Source organism: Streptomyces sp. NPDC019396 (genome assembly GCF_040632375.1).
Taxonomy (GTDB): domain Bacteria; phylum Actinomycetota; class Actinomycetes; order Streptomycetales; family Streptomycetaceae; genus Streptomyces.
Genome location: NZ_JBEYBS010000023.1, coordinates 23,502 through 36,623, shown reverse-complemented (window position 1 = coordinate 36,623; position 13,122 = coordinate 23,502). Strand labels below are relative to the sequence as shown.

The 13,122-nt window shown below is 71.8% G+C and carries 14 protein-coding genes; 9 read left to right on the top strand and 5 right to left on the bottom strand.

What is annotated here, in order from left to right:
* Window positions 1-82: 82 nt before the first annotated feature.
* Window positions 83-331, top strand: a complete 249-nt coding sequence (locus ABZ532_RS24410) for an acyl carrier protein (protein ID WP_361287543.1) — start codon at window positions 83-85, stop codon at window positions 329-331.
* A gap of 88 nt (window positions 332-419) precedes the next feature.
* Complete coding sequence (fabF, locus tag ABZ532_RS24405) at window positions 420-1,694, top strand: beta-ketoacyl-ACP synthase II (protein WP_361287540.1); 1,275 nt, start codon at window positions 420-422, stop codon at window positions 1,692-1,694.
* Between the two features lie 96 nt (window positions 1,695-1,790).
* On the opposite strand, the gene ABZ532_RS24400 is transcribed toward fabF, so the two are convergent.
* Window positions 1,791-2,285, bottom strand: coding sequence for a DUF3145 domain-containing protein (locus ABZ532_RS24400; protein WP_361287537.1), 495 nt, complete (start codon window positions 2,283-2,285; stop codon window positions 1,791-1,793).
* A gap of 216 nt (window positions 2,286-2,501) precedes the next feature.
* On the opposite strand from ABZ532_RS24400, the gene ABZ532_RS24395 reads away from it, so the two are divergent.
* Window positions 2,502-3,425 (top strand): SGNH/GDSL hydrolase family protein, encoded by a 924-nt coding sequence (locus ABZ532_RS24395; protein ID WP_361287534.1) that lies wholly within the window; start codon window positions 2,502-2,504, stop codon window positions 3,423-3,425.
* 174 nt (window positions 3,426-3,599) lie between these two features.
* Here ABZ532_RS24395 and ABZ532_RS24390 read toward each other — a convergent pair whose 3' ends face one another.
* Window positions 3,600-4,418, bottom strand: coding sequence for an EI24 domain-containing protein (locus ABZ532_RS24390; protein ID WP_361287531.1), 819 nt, complete (start codon window positions 4,416-4,418; stop codon window positions 3,600-3,602).
* A gap of 110 nt (window positions 4,419-4,528) precedes the next feature.
* On the bottom strand, window positions 4,529-5,548 hold the full coding sequence (locus ABZ532_RS24385; RefSeq protein WP_361287528.1) for an NADP-dependent oxidoreductase: 1,020 nt from the start codon (window positions 5,546-5,548) through the stop codon (window positions 4,529-4,531).
* Window positions 5,549-5,654: 106 nt separating this feature from the next.
* Here ABZ532_RS24385 and ABZ532_RS24380 point away from each other — a divergent pair, with 106 nt between their 5' ends.
* Entirely contained in the window at window positions 5,655-6,083 is a 429-nt protein-coding gene (locus ABZ532_RS24380) for a MarR family transcriptional regulator (protein ID WP_361287525.1), read from the top strand.
* 36 nt (window positions 6,084-6,119) lie between these two features.
* Here the strand turns inward: ABZ532_RS24380 and ABZ532_RS24375 are convergent, their stop codons facing one another.
* Window positions 6,120-6,941: a hypothetical protein gene (locus ABZ532_RS24375; RefSeq protein ID WP_361287522.1), complete on the bottom strand. Its 822-nt coding sequence runs from the start codon at window positions 6,939-6,941 to the stop codon at window positions 6,120-6,122.
* A gap of 119 nt (window positions 6,942-7,060) precedes the next feature.
* Here ABZ532_RS24375 and ABZ532_RS24370 point away from each other — a divergent pair, with 119 nt between their 5' ends.
* Complete coding sequence (locus tag ABZ532_RS24370; RefSeq protein ID WP_361287519.1) at window positions 7,061-7,609, top strand: hypothetical protein; 549 nt, start codon at window positions 7,061-7,063, stop codon at window positions 7,607-7,609.
* A gap of 118 nt (window positions 7,610-7,727) precedes the next feature.
* Window positions 7,728-8,765 carry a rod shape-determining protein gene (locus ABZ532_RS24365; protein ID WP_361287516.1) on the top strand — a complete coding sequence of 346 codons (1,038 nt, stop codon included), beginning with the start codon at window positions 7,728-7,730 and terminating at the stop codon, window positions 8,763-8,765.
* An 83-nt stretch (window positions 8,766-8,848) separates the two neighbouring features.
* Here ABZ532_RS24365 and ABZ532_RS24360 read toward each other — a convergent pair whose 3' ends face one another.
* The gene (locus tag ABZ532_RS24360; protein WP_361287513.1) at window positions 8,849-9,277 is read right to left on the bottom strand and encodes an Lrp/AsnC family transcriptional regulator; all 429 of its coding nucleotides are present in this window, start codon (window positions 9,275-9,277) and stop codon (window positions 8,849-8,851) included.
* A gap of 70 nt (window positions 9,278-9,347) precedes the next feature.
* On the opposite strand from ABZ532_RS24360, the gene ABZ532_RS24355 reads away from it, so the two are divergent.
* The 3 genes from ABZ532_RS24355 (at window position 9,348) to ABZ532_RS24345 (ending at window position 12,986) form a co-directional block, all read left to right on the top strand.
* A complete protein-coding gene (locus ABZ532_RS24355) occupies window positions 9,348-10,001 on the top strand; it encodes a LysE family transporter (protein WP_361287510.1) in 654 nt (217 codons plus the stop codon).
* Window positions 10,002-10,144: 143 nt separating this feature from the next.
* Window positions 10,145-11,590 (top strand): acyl-CoA synthetase, encoded by a 1,446-nt coding sequence (locus tag ABZ532_RS24350; RefSeq protein WP_361287763.1) that lies wholly within the window; start codon window positions 10,145-10,147, stop codon window positions 11,588-11,590.
* Window positions 11,583-12,986, top strand: a complete 1,404-nt coding sequence (locus tag ABZ532_RS24345) for a carboxyl transferase domain-containing protein (protein ID WP_361287507.1) — start codon at window positions 11,583-11,585, stop codon at window positions 12,984-12,986. The genes ABZ532_RS24350 and ABZ532_RS24345 overlap by 8 nt, the downstream gene beginning before the upstream one ends.
* Window positions 12,987-13,122: the final 136 nt, after the last annotated feature.

Sequence of the window (13,122 nt, the reverse complement as noted above, 5' to 3'; positions counted from 1 at the left end):
TAGCACTCCGGTTGTCCGGGATTCCGGGCAAGCCAGTTCAACCCTCAGCCAGACACCGAGCTACACACCGAAGGAGCGCCACATGGCCGCCACTCAGGAAGAGATCGTCGAAGGTCTCGCGGAGATCGTCAACGAGATCGCGGGTATCCCGGCGGAGGACGTCCAGCTGGACAAGTCCTTCACCGACGACCTGGACGTCGACTCGCTGTCCATGGTCGAGGTCGTCGTCGCCGCCGAAGAGCGCTTCGACGTCAAGATCCCGGACGAGGACGTCAAGAACCTCAAGACGGTCGGCGACGCCGCCAGCTACATCCTGAAGCACCAGGCCTGATCAAAGGCCGATCAGGTACGCCACCCAGCGGTGGCGCCGCTGATTCACGCAACCGCCTCACCGCTTAGACCGTGGAGAAAGAATTCCTGTGAACTCGACCAATCGCACCGTGGTCGTCACCGGTATCGGCGCAACCACACCGCTGGGTGGCGACTCCGCATCGACCTGGGAAGGTCTGATCGCGGGACGCTCCGGCGTCCGCCCTCTGGAGGACGAACGCTTCGCCGACATGCCCGTCCGGATCGCCGCCCCGGTGGCCGTCGACCCGGCCGATGTGCTGCCGCGTCCGGTCGCCCGAAAGCTGGACCGTTCCGCCCAGTTCGCGCTGATCGCCGCCCGTGAGGCATGGGCCGACGCGGGTTACGCCGGCCCGGCCGGCGCGGAGTCCGCCGAGGGCGCGCAGGTGGCGCCCGAGCGGCTCGGCGCGGTCATCGCGTCCGGTATCGGTGGTGTCACCACGCTGCTCGACCAGTACGACGTGCTGAAGGAGAAGGGCGTACGCCGCGTCTCCCCGCACACCGTGCCGATGCTGATGCCCAACAGCCCCTCCGCGAACGTGGGTCTGGAGGTGAACGCCCAGGCGGGCGTGCACACCCCGGTCTCCGCCTGCGCGTCGGGCGCCGAGGCGATCGGCTACGCCGTCGAGATGATCCGCAGCGGCCGTGCCGATGTGGTGATCGCGGGCGGTACGGAGGCGGCTATCCACCCGCTGCCGGTCGCCGCGTTCGCCAACATGATGGCGATGTCCAAGAACAACGACGAGCCCGAGAAGGCGTCGCGTCCCTACGACAAGGACCGTGACGGCTTCGTGCTCGGCGAGGGCGCCGGTGTGGTGATCCTGGAGTCGGCGGAGCACGCCGCCGCCCGTGGCGCCCGCGTCTACTGCGAGGTGCTCGGCCAGGGACTGTCCGCGGACAGCCACCACATCGCCCAGCCGGAGCCGACGGGCCGCGGTATCGCCGCCGCGCTCCAGAACCTGCTCGACTCGACGGACCTCAAGCCGGGCGAGGTCGTCCACCTCAACGCCCATGCGACGTCCACTCCTCAGGGTGATGTCGCGGAGGTCAAGGCGCTGCGCAAGGTACTCGGCGACGACCTGGACCATGTCGCGGTGTCCGCGACCAAGTCGATGACCGGGCATCTGCTCGGTGGCGCGGGGGGCATCGAGACCGTCGCGACGGTCCTCGCCCTGCACCACCGTCTCGCCCCGCCGACCATCAACGTCGACGACCTCGACCCCGAGGTCGACGCGGACATCGTGCGCGGTGAGCCGCGGGCGCTGCCCGACGGCACGATCGCGGCGATCAACAACTCGTTCGGCTTCGGCGGTCACAACGTGGTGCTGGCGTTCCGTACGGTCTGACGCACCGGGAACGCACCGGGACAACGCGAAGGGCCCGTCTCCCCGGGGAGACGGGCCCTTCGCGCGTGCCTGGCGCGGTGCGGGACGATCCGGGGGTCAGACCACCTGGTGCAGCCAGCGGACCGGCGCGCCCTCGCCCGCGTACCGGAAGGGCTCCAGCTCGTCGTCCCAGGGCTTGCCCAGCAGCCTGGAGATCTCGGCCTCCAGCTCCGTCTCGCCCTGCGCGGAGCGGGCCATGGCGGCGCGCAGCCGGTCCTCGGGGATCAGGATGTCTCCGTGGATACCGGTGACGGCGTGGAAGATGCCCAGCTCGGGAGTGGCGCTGTAGCGCTCACCCTCGGCGGCGGGGGTCGGCTCCGCGGTGACCTCGAAGCGGAGCAGCTGCCAGCCGCGCAGCGCGGACGCGAGCTTGGAGGCCGTGCCCGCTTCTCCCTGCCAGGAGAACTCCGCTCTCCAGGTGCCCGGCGACGCGGGCTGCCGGACCCAGTCGAGTTGGACCCGCACACCCAGTACGCCCGCCACCGCCCATTCGACGTGCGGGCACAGCGCGCGTGGTGCGGAGTGAACGTACAGAACGCCGCGTGTCGTCACCGGGACCTCCAGTGTGGGACGGGGTTCGCCTTTCCCCAGGGGCCTCAGTAAACATCATCCGCTATGAAACTCCGTGAACCCGCCCATAACGGACAGCATGTGACGTGATGTAATTTACCGGAGCCGGTGGACCCGGCCGCCTCTGGTTCGACGGGGCAAAGCTACCGTGCGCCGGGGGAAATGGGGTGTCCCAGGGGCACCGACGGGGAGGGAAGGATGCACGGAATACAGCGGAATGGGCGAAAGAGGGTTCGCCCGTTTGCCGCTGTCGCCGCGTTGACGGCGGCGGCACTCCTCGGCCAGACCGCGGTCACAGCCTGTGACGGTCCGTCCGCCGTGCAGCACGGCGCCCGTCCCAAGGCACCCCGGCCGTCCCCCTCCCCCACCCCGGTCTGGGACCGCAGCCCCGCCTCGATCGCGGCCGTCGGCGACTCGATCACCCGGGGTTTCGACGTCTGCGCCCTGCTCGCGGACTGCCCGGAGGCGTCCTGGGCGACCGGCACCGACGCCGGGGTGCGCAGCCTGGCGCAGCGCCTGCTGGGTCCGGCCGCGGGTGACCGGAGCTGGAACCACGCCGGCAGCGGGGCCCGGATGGCGGACCTCCCGGCCCAGATGACCGCGGCCGCCGCGCGCCGCCCCGAACTGGTCACGGTGATGGCGGGCGCCAACGACGCATGCCGCGACTCACCCGATCTGATGACCCCGGTCAAGGAGTTCACCGCATCGTTCGAATCGGCGATGCGCGCGCTGCGCCGCACCGCGCCCAAGGCGCAGGTGTATGTGTCGAGCATCCCCGACCTGAAGCGCCTGTGGTCGACCGGCCGGGTCAACCCGCTCGGCCTGCAGGTCTGGAAGCTGGGCATCTGCGCCTCGATGCTCGGCGACGCCGAGGACCTGAGCGAGGCCGCCGGGCAGCGCAGGGACCGGGTGTACGAGCGGGTGGTGGCGTACAACGAGGCGCTCAAGGACGTGTGCGCGAAGGATCGGCGCTGCCGTTACGACGGAGGAGCGGTCTTCGACTACCGCTTCACCGGGGAGCAGTTGAGCCCCTGGGACTCGTTCCATCCCGGCAAGGACGGCCAGCGGCGGCTCGCGGAGATCGCCTACCGGCAGGTGACGGCGGCCGAACCGCCCGCGTAGGCCGAATCGGTCGCGCGCGTCGCGTATCCGGAACCCCGGGGCGGCTGTCAGGTACCGCCCCGGGGTGGTGCGGGTGCCTCACACCTCCGGGGGAGATCACCCAGGATTCCGCGTGCACGCCGCAGACCCCGAAGGCGCGCCGTGGCGGCGCGCCGCGCTCCCCCCGAACACGGCTCAGGGGCGAGCCTGGTCCTTGCTGAAGCCGTACCGGCCCTGCGGGGCCAGCTGCGGCTCGGGCTGTGGCTGCGGCTCTTCGGGAGCCGCCGTCAGATCGCGTACCAGCAGCGTCGCGCCCGCCACCGCGCCCGGCATCAGGAAGACCGCGACGAAGGGGACCACGAAGGCCAGGGCGAGCGGGACTCCGAAGCCGAGGGTGAGCATGCGGCGGCCACGGAGCAGGGTGAGGCGCTCCCTCAGGTCGACGCCGCGTCGCTGGAGGGCCACGGCGGTGAGCTCCTCGGCGAGGAAGAAGCCGGAGACACAGAAGCCGAGCACGGGGACGACGGTCTGGCCGATCACCGGGATGAAGCCGAGTGCGAAGAGCAGCACGCCATAGAGCGCCACCCTCAGCAGCACCTTCAGGCTGTCCCTCGCGGAGATCCACAACTCGTGCCAGAAGCCGCGCCCGGACTCGGGGACCTCGCCGCCCTCGGCACGGTCGACCTGCTCGGAGAGCGACTCGTAGAAGGGCTGTCCGACCAGCAGAGTCACGGCCGTGAAGGTGATCACGGCCAGGAACAGGCCGAAGACGAAGACCAGCGCGGTCAGGAAACCCCGGAACGCCCCGAGCAACGCGGAGGACCAGTCGTCCGCGAACGGGGTGGCCCAGTCCACCATGTCGTCGGAGCCGTACCAGAGTCCGACGAGTGCACCGGCGTACAGCACCATGGTGATCAGCCCGGGCAGCAGCCCGAGGCCGAACCACCGGCCGTGCCTGCCGACCCACTGCTGACCCTTCACCATGTAGCCGAAGCCCGCCCCGAAATCACGCATGTCGCACACCCTATCGGGCGGGCGGAACCGTCCTGCGGGGATGCGTCGGCGCCGCCTTGGACGCGGTGCGGGCCGCACCCCGGTGGGGTGCGGCCCGGTGCTCCGGTGGATCAGCGGGACAGGGAGACGACCATCTTCCCGGTGTTCTCGCCGCGCAGCATGCCGAGGAAGGCGTCGAAGCCGTGCTCGATGCCCTCGACCACGGTCTCGTTGTACTTGAGCTCGCCGGAGCGCAGCCAGCCGCCCACCTCCTGGACGAACTGGGGCTGGAGCGCCGCATGGTCGGAGACCAGCATGCCCTGGAGCCGCAGCCGCTTGCCGATCACCATGGCGAGGTTGCGCGGGGCCGGAGTGGGCTCGGTGGCGTTGTACTGGGCGATCATTCCGCAGATGGTGGCGCGGCCGTGCAGGTTGAACGAGGAGAGCGCGGCCTCGAGGTGCTCACCGCCGACGTTGTCGAAGTAGACGTCGATACCGTCCGGCGCGGCGGCCGCGAGCTGCTCGGCGACGGGGCCGTTCTTGTAGTTGAACGCGGCATCGAAGCCGTACTCCTCCACCAGCAGCTTGACCTTCTCGTCGGAGCCGGCCGAGCCGATGACGCGCGAGGCGCCCTTCAGCTTCGCCATCTGGCCGACCAGACTGCCGACGGCTCCCGCGGCGCCGGACACGAACACCGCGTCGCCCTCCTTGAAGGAGGCGACCTCGAAGAGGCCCGCGTAGGCGGTCATCCCGGGCATACCGAGCACGCCCAGGTAGGCGGAGAGCGGGGCGACGGAGGGGTCCACCCTGGCGGCCTGCTGGGCGGGCACTTCCGCGTACTCGCGCCAGCCCAGGCCGTGCAGGACGTGGTCACCGACGGCGAAGCCCTCGGCGCCGGACGCGACGACCTCGCCGACGGCGCCGCCTTCCATGGGCCGGTCGAGCTGGTACGGCGGGGCGTAGGACTTCACATCGTTCATCCGGCCGCGCATATAGGGGTCGACCGAGAAGTGGAGATTGCGCACGAGGATCCGTCCCTCGCCCGGCTCCGCCACCGGGACCTCGCGGAGGGCGACGTCCTCGGGCTTGGGCCAGCCGTGGGGACGGGCGACGAGGTGCCATTCACGGCTGGACGCGGGAAGTGCGGACATGGCTGCGATGCCTCCTACTGGATGTTTCAGTACATGAATTTCAGTACCTGAAACAACCATGCGCCTAGATATTTCATGTTGTCAAGTATCCGGGTATGCTGCTGCCATGGCCATCACACCAACGGACCCACTGACCCTGGAGGTCGTCGACCTCATCGGCACGGTCGTGACCCGTTACCACGACGAGTACGAGGAGGCCGCGGCCCGGCACAACCTCACCGGCGCCCAGGCCCGGGTGCTGGGGCTGCTCTCCGTCGAGGCCACCCCCATGCGCCGGATCGCGCGTCAGCTGAAGTGCGAGCCGTCGAACGTGACGGGGATCATCGACCGGCTGGAGGCCCGGGGGCTCGTCGAGCGGCGGCCGGATCCGGCCGACCGCAGGGTGAAGATCGCCGCGGCCACGACCCTGGGCCAGGAGACCGCGCGGGAGCTTCGGGAATCCCTGCACTTCGCGCGGGAGCCGCTCGCGGAGCTTTCGGCGCAGGAGCGCACGGTGCTGCGGGACCTGCTCAGGCGGATGCTGGGCGAGGTATGACCACGAGGGCGCCGGCCCTCAGGTGAACCGGGATCCTCAGGTGCACCAGAAGAGGAACCAGGTGCATGTCTCGCTGGGCGAGGGCGTCGGAGTGGGGGTGGGCGCCGGAGGCGGGCCGACGCGCTTCGTGGGCTTCGCCGAACCCGCACCGCCCGGGTCGGAGGGCTTGCCGCCGGACTCCGGCGACTCCGAAGCAGAATCGTCACTGCTGTGATCCGGCGCGGGCAAGGACGAGCCGGACCGCACCGCCTTCGACGAGGACCCCACGGCCACGGGGCGGCCCGTGGGGCCCCCGCCTCCCGTGGCGCTGGGGCGAGGCGCCGCCGATTCCGTCTCGGGCGCCTCGCTGACCCCGCTCGGGCTCTCCGCGGGCAGGTCACTGACGGCCGGGTCGGGGATCTCCTCGACCTGGGGCGGCGCTTCCTCCTCGCGGACCTCCACGGAGGCACCGTCGCCGCCCCAGACGGTCTCCTTCGCCAGCTCGGTCAGACTCAGCACGCCCGCGGCGAGGGCCAGGCCGACCGCGCCGACCACGACCTTCCGGCCACGCTTGCGGCGTCTGCGGACACCCGCCGACCTGCGCGTCTTCCGGCTCTCGGTGGGCGCGCGGCGGTGTCCTGACGGCGTCCGGGGCTCGTCGTACGCACCGCCGAGCTCGACCACGACCTCGTCGGACGGCGCGGCGGAAGGCCTGTTCACCGGGGCGGGGCCGGCCTCGGCCACCGGCACCCGGGCTGCGGGCATGGCGGCGGGGACGACGGCGGGGTTGTGATACCTCAGCCCCTCCGCGGGTGTACCGCATCCGGCGCACGCCAGAGCCCCATTGAGGTGCCGACGGCACTGGTAGCAGTAGTCCATGGCGCCCGCAGCGTACGCAGCGGACGGGCGGCAGAGATAGCCGACGCTGTGAGGATCCTGTGTGGAATCCGCGGTTCCACGGCGCGGCCGCGCCGTGGACTCGGGGCACGATGAGGCACATGAACAGCTTCGGGCCCCACGAGTTCCAGCTCGTCCTGCTCCGCCGGATGGCCGACCACCAGCCGGAGCTGGTCGAGGACGCACGGCACCGGCTGGGCGCGTCGGTCGCGGACATGCGTGAGGCGAACCGCCGCTGGCAGGCGATACTCCGCTCACCCCGGGCGCGCGGGACTCTGTCCCGCTACCGCTCCGTGCTCGGCGAGCCCGAGTCCACAGCCCGCCGCCGCATCGGCGACCTGGAGTGCGATGCCCTCCTGTGGCCCGTGCCGCTGTGGCCCGACCTGCGGTTCGAGGTACTGGCGGCACCCGGCGGGGCCGTATGGAACGAGTGGCTCGTCCGCGCGCCGGGGGCGCCGGGTCCCGAGCTGCGCACGGGGGACGATCTGCGCCCCTGGTCCTGCACGGTGGACGAGGTGGCCAAGGCCTTCGCCCCCGTACGGCCCATGGAGGGCACGGCGCCGACCCGTTGGGGGCTGGCGTTCACACTGCCCGGGGGCACGCCGTGCGTCGCCGAGTTCACCTGGGGGCTGTTGCAGCGCCTGATGTGACGCGTGCTCCGATACTGACGTGTCGTCACGGGCTTCCCCCCGAGCGGCTCATCACAACGCGCGCCCAGCGCCTGGCGGTCGCACGATGCGAAGAGAAACCGATCCCGGGAGGACCGCCGTGACCGTCAGCCTCGACCAGCTGCGCCGCTGCCACGTGGCCGTCGACATCGGCGCCGCGCGGACCCGTGTCTTCGTCAAGGGCGCCGGGCTCGTCGTCGACGAGCCGAGTGTCGTCGCCGTGAACATGCGCAGCGGCGCGCTCATCGCCGTCGGCGAGTTCGCGCAGCAGATGACCGGGCGCACCCCCGACTACATCCGGGTCATGCGCCCCGTGTCCGGCGGCACCGTCGTGGACATCGAGATGGCCCAGCGCATGCTGCGGCATCTGCTCGGCGAGAAGCTGCGCCGCCAGCTGCGCCGCAAGCCCCGGCTGCGGGCCGCCGCCTGCACCCCGCACCAGGCCGATCCGCTCGCCCAGCGCGCCACCGTGGAGACCCTGGTCGGGCTGGGCGCCCGGCGTGTCGAGCTGGTCGACACCCTGATCGCGGCGGCCGTCGGCTGCGGGCTCCCGGTGGAGCAGCCCACGGCCACCATGATCATGGCGTGCGGCGCCGCCACCACCCAGATCGCCGTGCTCTCCCTGGGCTCGATCGTCACTGCCGTGCGGATCCCGGTCGGCGGGGACGCGGTCGACCACGCGGTGATCCAGCATCTGCGCCACCAGCATGCGCTGATGCTGCCCAGCCAGTCCGTACGCCCGCTGCAGCTCGCGCTCAGCGAGAACGGCCTCACCGTCCGGGGGCCCGCGTCCACCGAGATCCACGGGCGGGATGTGGCCACCGGGCTCGCACGGTCGGTGAAGGTGGACACCGCGGCCGTACGCGACGCCATTCACACCCCGCTCACCGCCGTGCTCGACGGCATCGGGAAGATCCTGCGCGACTGCCCGCCCGATCTGGTCGCCGACCTCGCCGACCGGGGGATCATGATGGTCGGCGGCAGCGCGCTGCTTCCGGGCCTGGACCAGATGCTGCGCGACGAGACCGGTATGCCGGTGCACATCGCCGAGCAGCCTGATGTGTGCGCGGTGGTGGGGCTCGGGGCGATGCTGGAAGGGCGGGTCAAGTCGATGGTGCTCAACCCGCTGACCGCGTAGGCGCTTCGCCGGGAATCCGGCGTGCCACCCGGGAGTCCCCCGCTGTCCCCGTGCGTGCCCGCGGGGTGCGCCGCAGGGGAGCGCTACCTGGCCGCGCGCAGGGCGATGCGGGTGCTCGACTGGGCCACCCCCGCCTCCCGCTTGAGCCGGCGCAGCAAGGTGTCCAACGCCGCCGGGTCCGCGACGCGGGCGCGGACGAGATAGTCGTGGGCTCCGGTGACATGGACGACCTCGGTGATCCCCGGCAGGCGCAGCACCGCGTCCTCGAACTCCTCGTTCGTGGTGTCCAGACGCAGGGTGATGTCGATGAAGACCACGAGCCCCTCGCGACTTCCCGCCGCGGCCGGGTCCACGAGGGTCGTGAACCCCCGGATGACCCCCTCGCGGCGCATCCTGCGCACCCGGTCGGCCGCGGCGTTGGCGCTCAGCCCGACCCGCACTCCCAGATCGCGGTACGAGATCCGCGCATCCTCTCGCAGCACACCGAGGATTTCACTGTCCAGGCGATCCATACCGCGATTGTCGCAGCCCTCACCGTAATCCGGCCGCGTGAGCCCCGGCCCGCGTCCGATGGTGTGCGCCATGAGCGAGATGTGGACGACCGCGGTGGCCGGAGCTGCCGCAGGCCTCGGCGTGGCGATGCCCGTCGGCGCGATGGGTGTGCTGCTGGTGCAGGAGAGCCTGCGGGACCGCCGTAACGCCGTCGCGGCCGCGGCGGCCGTCGCGGTCGTCGACCTCGTGTACGCGGCGCTCGCGACGGCCGTCGGCCCGCTGGTCGCCGCCGCGCTGACCGGGGTGGAGGCGTGGGTCCGGGTGGTGTCGGCCACGGTGTTGATGGTCATCGCGGTACGGGGGCTGTGTGCGTCACGGCACACCGCCGGTGACGACTCCTCCGCCGTGGTGGAGAAGGGCGCGGCGGCAACGGGCGTTGCGGCGACGGGAGGGTCGGGGCGGACCTTCGTCCGGTTCGCCGCACTGACCCTGGTCAACCCGACCACCGCGCTCTATTTCGCGGCGCTCACCACCGCCCAGGGCGCCGAGCTGAGCAGCGGAGCCGCCGGGACGGTGTTCGTCACCGGGGCCTTCGTCGCCTCGCTGGCGTGGCAGCAGCTGCTGGTCGCGGTGAGCGGGATCGCGGGGGCACGGATCGGGGCGCGGGCCCGGGCCTGGACCTTCCGGGTGGGGTTCGGTCTGGTGGCGGTGTACGCGGTGCGGCTGGCGCTGCCGCTCCCCTGACCTGACCCTCGGTCCACCCCTCTTCCACCCCGAATTCGTTACGCACGAGTAGGCAGGGCGTGGGGACAATGATGGGGGTGCCCCAGAATTGAGGAGGACGACTCGTGAGTGCTGCGTTGCCGGCGGTCCCAGCGGTTCCGGCCCTGCCGGTGTTTCCGGTGCTGGCAGCCGCGCCGGACCGTCCCGCCCTGCGGTTCGGCGACCGGTCGCTGACATACGGCGGACTCGCCACGGCGGCGGGGGCGCTGGCGGGCCGGATCGCGGGCGCGGGCCGGATCGCGGTGTGGGCCACGCCGACGCTCGAGACGGCGGTCGGGGTGGTGGCCGCGCTGCTCGCGGGAGTTCCCGCCGTACCGCTGAATCCGAAGACCGGTGAACGGGAGCTGTCCCATGTCGTCGGGGACAGCGCGCCCTCAGTGGTGCTCGCTGCGCCGGACGACGAGCTCCCTTCGGTGCTGGCCGGGTTGAAGCGGCTGGACATCACGGTGACGGGGACCGGGGCGGATGCGGAGCTTCCGGCCGAGCCGGACGATCCCGAAGCCCCCGCGCTGATCGTCTACACCTCGGGGACCACCGGCGCCCCGAAGGGTGCCGTGCTGCCCCGGCGGGCGATCACGGCGACGCTGGACGCGCTGGCCGAAGCCTGGGCGTGGACCGGCGACGACGTACTCGTCCACGGCCTCCCGCTGTTCCATGTGCACGGGCTGATCCTCGGGGTCCTGGGCCCGCTGCGCCGGGGCGGCGAGGTGCGGCACCTCGGGAGGTTCTCGGCGGAGGGCGTGGCGCGGGAGCTGGGCGCGGGCGGGACGATGCTGTTCGGAGTGCCGACGATGTACCACCGGCTGGCCGAAGCACTGACCGGCGACCCGGAGTTGGCGAAGGCCCTCGCGGGCGCGCGGCTGCTGGTCTCCGGTTCTGCCGCACTTCCCGTGTACGACCACGAGCGGATCGCGGCGGGTACCGGACGGCGCGTCATCGAGCGCTACGGGATGACCGAGACGCTGATGAACACGAGCGTCCCGGTCGACGGCGAGGCCCGGCCCGGATCGGTCGGCGTACCGCTGCGGGCCGTGGGGCTGCGGCTGGTGGAGGAGGACGGTTCCGAGATCACGTCGTACGACGGCGAGACGGTGGGCGAGATCCAGGTGAAGGGCCCGAGCCTGTTCACCGGGTACCTCAACCGGCCGGACGCGACGGCGGCGGCGTTCGACGGGGACTGGTTCCGCACCGGTGACATGGCCGTACGGGACGCGGACGGCCATGTGCGGATCGTGGGCCGCAAGGCGACCGACCTGATCAAGAGCGGTGGCTACAAGATCGGTGCCGGGGAGATCGAGAACGCGCTGCTGGACCACCCCGGCGTACGGGAGGTGGCGGTGACCGGCGAGCCGGACGCGGATCTGGGTGAGCGGGTGGTCGCGTGGGTGGTGGCGGCTGATCCGCAGCATCCGCCGTCGGCCGAGGCGCTGGCGGACCATGTCGCCGCGCAGCTCGCCCCGCACAAGCGGCCCCGTACGGTCCACTACGTGGAAAGCCTGCCCCGCAACGACATGGGCAAGATCATGAAGCGGGCGCTGACCCATGGCTGACCGGCTGACCGCGCGGGAGGCGATCGCGCTGGTCAGCGAGGCCTTCGAGGAGACGCCGCAGACGGGCCCGCCCGCGGACACCGCTGTGGGGGTGGGGACCGCGCATCCCGACGGGCCGATCGGCTGGGACGGTTACGGAGCCTCGCGGGTCCGGGCGGCGGCCCGCAGCGGCGAGGAGGAGTCGGTCGTCTGGGGCGTCGGGCGGATCGGTGGGTGCCGGGCCGTGATCGTCTCCTTCGAGTTCCGTTTCATGGGCGGCTCGCTGGGTGAGCGGACGGGGGACCGGCTGGAGGCCGCGTACGCCCATGCCCGTGCCGTACGCCTGCCCCTCGTGTCGCTGATCGCCACGGGTGGCAGCCGGATGCAGGAGGGCATGATCGCCCTCAGCCAGCTCCAGCGTGTGGCGCGCGCCGCCGCACAGACCCGTGAGGCGGGGCTTGCCCAGATCGCGGTGCTGCGGGATCCCACGACGGGCGGCGGCTGGGCCACCCTCGGCGCCGGCGCGGATGTGGTCCTGGCCCTTCCCGGGGCCCAGATCGGCTTCGCCGGGTCACGGGTCAGGCCGCAGAACGCCGACCCGTCCGCGTACACGGCCGCGGGCCAGCTCGCCGCCGGGCAGATCGACGCGATCGTCCGGCAGGAGGAGCTGCACGAGACGCTGGCGTCATGGCTGACGCTGCTGACGGGCGGGACCGCGTCAGCCCCGTCACCCTCGTCACCGCCGTCAGCTCCGCCACCGCCGCTCGCCCTCGGCAGCCATGACCCGGCACCCACCGGCTGGGGCGCCGTGCAGCTGGCACGTTCCGCCCGCCGCCCGCGCGCCCAGGCGTATCTCGACGCGTACTTCGGCCTGCGGCTCGACGTCCAGGGCGACCGGCGGGGCGGCACGGACCCCGGAATGCTGTGCGGCTTCGGGCTGCGGGAGGGCCGGACGGTGGCATACGCGGCGCAGGCGGGCACCGCGACCCGGCCGGCCGGGTACCGGACCGCCGCGCGGCTGGTACGGCTCGCGGACCGGCTGGGGATCCCCGTGCTGACGCTGGTGGACACCCCGGGCGCCGCCAACGACGCCGAGGCCGAGCGCGAGGGTGCGGGCGCGGCGATCGCCGAGGCCTTCGCGGCGATGGCGGAGGCCCGGGTCCCGGTGACGACGCTGGTGATCGGCGAGGGCGGCTCGGGCGGTGCGCTGGCGCTGGCCGCTCCGGACAACACCTGGGCCACGCCCGACAGTTACTTCTCCGTGATCGCGCCGGAACTCGCCGCAGCGATCCTCAAGCGCGGGCCGGGCGATGCGCCCGGCACCGCGGACCAGCTGCGGCTGCGTCCTCAGGACCTGGTCGATCTGGGGGTGGTGCGCGGGATCGTGGACCCTGCGGCCACGGCGAAGCAGCCATGAATTCCATCACAGCGACACCAAGGGCCACTAATCGGGCATAACGCATTAAATCCCATAAACCGACGATCGGAATGCCCGATTTCATCCCAACTGGGGTAGTTTCTCGGCACGGGAGAAGCCGACTTCTTCTGCGGAT

Coding starts and splice junctions, on each gene's coding strand:
- ABZ532_RS24410 (WP_361287543.1), top strand. CDS start 83: ATGGCCGCCACTCAGGAAGAGATCGTCGAAGGTCTCGCGGAGATCGTC.
- ABZ532_RS24395 (WP_361287534.1), top strand. CDS start 2,502: ATGCACGGAATACAGCGGAATGGGCGAAAGAGGGTTCGCCCGTTTGCC.
- ABZ532_RS24390 (WP_361287531.1), bottom strand. CDS start 4,418: ATGCGTGATTTCGGGGCGGGCTTCGGCTACATGGTGAAGGGTCAGCAG.
- ABZ532_RS24385 (WP_361287528.1), bottom strand. CDS start 5,548: ATGTCCGCACTTCCCGCGTCCAGCCGTGAATGGCACCTCGTCGCCCGT.
- ABZ532_RS24380 (WP_361287525.1), top strand. CDS start 5,655: ATGGCCATCACACCAACGGACCCACTGACCCTGGAGGTCGTCGACCTC.
- ABZ532_RS24375 (WP_361287522.1), bottom strand. CDS start 6,941: ATGGACTACTGCTACCAGTGCCGTCGGCACCTCAATGGGGCTCTGGCG.
- ABZ532_RS24370 (WP_361287519.1), top strand. CDS start 7,061: ATGAACAGCTTCGGGCCCCACGAGTTCCAGCTCGTCCTGCTCCGCCGG.
- ABZ532_RS24360 (WP_361287513.1), bottom strand. CDS start 9,277: ATGGATCGCCTGGACAGTGAAATCCTCGGTGTGCTGCGAGAGGATGCG.
- ABZ532_RS24355 (WP_361287510.1), top strand. CDS start 9,348: ATGAGCGAGATGTGGACGACCGCGGTGGCCGGAGCTGCCGCAGGCCTC.
- ABZ532_RS24345 (WP_361287507.1), top strand. CDS start 11,583: ATGGCTGACCGGCTGACCGCGCGGGAGGCGATCGCGCTGGTCAGCGAG.